General features: G+C 34.7%; 2 protein-coding genes. Both read left to right on the forward strand.

The window, feature by feature from the left end:
- Positions 1-248 precede the first annotated feature (248 nt).
- Positions 249-2,249 carry a conjugal transfer protein MobC gene (gene mobC, locus WBQ70_RS00735; protein ID WP_423909181.1) on the forward strand — a complete coding sequence of 667 codons (2,001 nt, stop codon included), beginning with the start codon at positions 249-251 and terminating at the stop codon, positions 2,247-2,249.
- A gap of 105 nt (positions 2,250-2,354) precedes the next feature.
- On the forward strand, positions 2,355-2,906 hold the full coding sequence (locus WBQ70_RS00740) for a helix-turn-helix domain-containing protein (RefSeq protein WP_423909184.1): 552 nt from the start codon (positions 2,355-2,357) through the stop codon (positions 2,904-2,906).
- Positions 2,907-3,260: the final 354 nt, after the last annotated feature.

The raw sequence follows: 3,260 nt of genomic DNA on the forward strand, positions 1-3,260 counted from the left end.
CTCCTGCACCGCCAAGTCCTTTTTGCGAACGGCTCATTTTTCCATATTGCTCGAAAAATGACACCTCATCATATTTGTTTTCTTTCATTGTTATGCACAATTAAGATTATCATACAAAGAAAATAAAAAAAAAATGAATATGCGTAGTGTTAAGCCAAACTCCGTCACTGATCGCCAATGAGTTCCAAATTATTATAACCATTCTTTAGAGCCTTTATATTCACGCTCTAACATTAACAAATAAAAAAATGCAAGGAGAAGACGATTTAAGAGGACTTGCCAAGATTATGGCATTTATGCGAGCAGTAAGTATCCTTTTGGTACTAATGCACCTTTATTGGTTTTGTTATGGTTTCTTTTTAGAACGTGGCTGGACACTGGAACTCATCAACAAAGTATTAGGCAATTTTCAACGAACTGCTGGACTGTTTTTACATACCTTATATACCAAAGTATTTGCAATAGTATTACTGGCGTTAAGCTGTTTAGGAACAAAAGGCGTAAAGAACGAAAAAATTACTTGGACTAAAATTCATATTGCATTGGCGATTGGCTTTGTTATGTTTTTTCTGAATACACCTTTATTAAAGTTATCATTAAACACAGCTACATTTCTTTACATTCTTACCACAGCTTTAGGCTATATTACTTTAATGGTAGCTGGCGTTTGGATGAGCCGTTTGCTTCGTACCAATCTGATGGATGATGTTTTTAATAATGAAAACGAAAGCTTTCAGCAAGAAACTAAACTGATGGAAAATGAGTATTCTGTCAATTTACCCACAAAATTTTATTACAAAAACAAATGGAACGAAGGCTGGATAAATATTGTCAATCCTTTTCGGGCAACCATTGTTTTAGGAACTCCCGGTTCTGGAAAATCCTACGCCATTATAAACAATTACATCAAGCAACAAATCGAAAAGGGTTTTTCGATGTACATCTATGATTTTAAGTTTGACGATCTTTCCACCATTGCATACAATCATTTGTTGAAGCATCAGGATAAGTACAAAGTTAAACCCAAATTTTACGTCATCAACTTTGATGATCCACGCAAGAGCCACCGTTGCAACCCGCTTAATCCCGACTTTATGACGGACATTTCAGATGCTTACGAAGCAGCCTATACCATAATGCTGAACCTCAACAGGTCGTGGATTCAGAAGCAGGGCGATTTTTTCGTGGAAAGCCCAATCATTCTATTGGCTGCCATTATTTGGTATCTGAAAATCTATGAGGACGGCAAATATTGCACATTCCCACACGCAATTGAATTGCTGAACAAGAAATATTCGGATGTGTTCACTATCCTCACTTCATATCCTGATTTGGAAAATTATCTTTCACCATTTATGGATGCGTGGCAAGGTGGTGCACAAGACCAATTGCAAGGGCAAATTGCATCGGCTAAAATTCCTTTATCAAGAATGATTAGCCCACAATTGTATTGGGTAATGACAGGTGATGATTTTTCACTGGACATCAACAATCCAAAAGAACCAAAGATATTATGTGTGGGAAACAATCCCGACCGTCAAAATATCTATTCCGCAGCATTAGGTTTGTATAATTCAAGAATTGTAAAGCTCATTAACAAAAAAGGACAATTAAAAAGTTCGGTTATCATAGATGAGTTGCCTACAATTTACTTCAGAGGATTGGATGATCTTATCGCAACTGCTCGTAGTAATAAAGTAGCAGTTTGTTTGGGCTTTCAAGATTTCTCGCAATTAACAAGGGATTATGGCGACAAGGAAGCAAAGGTTATCCAAAATACTGTGGGTAATATTTTCTCTGGTCACGTTGTAGGCGAAACAGCAAAAAATTTATCGGAACGTTTTGGTAAAATTTTACAAAAACGTCAGAGTTTATCAATCAATAGAAATGATACTTCAACTTCCATATCAACCCAATTAGATAGTTTAATTCCAGCCTCTAAAATCTCAACATTAACACAAGGTATGTTTGTAGGTGCTGTTTCGGATAATTTTGATGAACGTATTGAGCAAAAGATTTTTCACTCTGAAATTGTTGTGGATAATGATAAAGTAACTGCCGAAACTAAAGCATATCAAAAGATTCCAGAGATTTTATCCTTTGTAGATGCACAAGGAGTAGACCAGTTGAAACAGGAAATTGAAAGTAATTATCGTCAAATAAAATCCGAAATATTGAATATCGTTGAAAATGAAATGGAGCGTATAAAGAATGACCCTAATTTACAGCATTTGGTACAAAAGGAGTAATAGCAGATATGTTTAAATATTAAGAATGGGCAATAATCCTCTTACGATTTATCGGAGGCTGCAGTATTTATTTCTAACTTTGTATTTAAATCTGTAAGTACCAGCGTGGCAAAGAAAACAAAATATGTTCCTGAACATCAATTTCCACCAACTGTAAAAGATGGTGTTCAAATTGTTTCTAAAAAAGACTATGTGTTTGATGCTTCGCAGGACACATCTGTACCACATCGGGACGACCACTATTCATTACTTGGATCTTGTGGCGGAACTTTTGAAGCAGTTATTGATTTCGACAATATAAAAACTTCAATAAACGTAATTGAAAAGTTTCTTATCATAGAAAGTGAATGGACCCATACTGATGGTGTTATAAGAGAAGCCATTTCTGAGATCATCAGTACGAAAGGGTCTATTTCTATTAAATCGTTATTAACTAAATTTTCAATAAGCAGAGACTCTTTTGAAAAAAAGTTTAGGAAGCAGGTGGGCACCTCGCCAAAAAAGTTTTCAAACATTGTTCGCTTTAGAAATTTATTCGAAAATAACGACGAAATTACCCTCACAGAAAAGGGACTAAATGCGGGGTACTATGACCAATCTCATTTTATAAAAGACTTTAAGGCGATTACTGGTAAAAAACCATCAGATATTTTGTAATTTCTGATATAGCCACTAGATAAAAAAAACTTTTTTAAGACAATCCTTATTCAAGGTGTCATTGCCTATTAACCTTCTATTCTTATCTAATGTTTTTTGTAAAAAAATGATTTTTTACAATTACACTATCTTCCAATCTCTTTTCTTTGTAATGCAAGCTACATCTACCCCTATACCTCTAAAGAATAGCTATTTCTAGATTAATTTCATAATATACAAGACAATGGTCGAGGTTTTCAAAACAGACATGAAGGATAGAGTACTCGCAGATATTATCAGATTAAATCTATCAAAGTTAATTCCAAGCTCCTCCATTAGTTTCGATTTGGAAGATTGCGATAAAGTGCTGAGAAT

This window comes from Flavobacterium sp., assembly GCF_049590715.1.
Classification (GTDB): Bacteria; Bacteroidota; Bacteroidia; order Flavobacteriales; family Flavobacteriaceae; genus Flavobacterium.

What these genes read in the sequence shown, in the direction of transcription:
- mobC (WP_423909181.1), top strand. Translation starts at nt 249, where the DNA reads ATGCAAGGAGAAGACGATTTAAGAGGACTTGCCAAGATTATGGCATTT.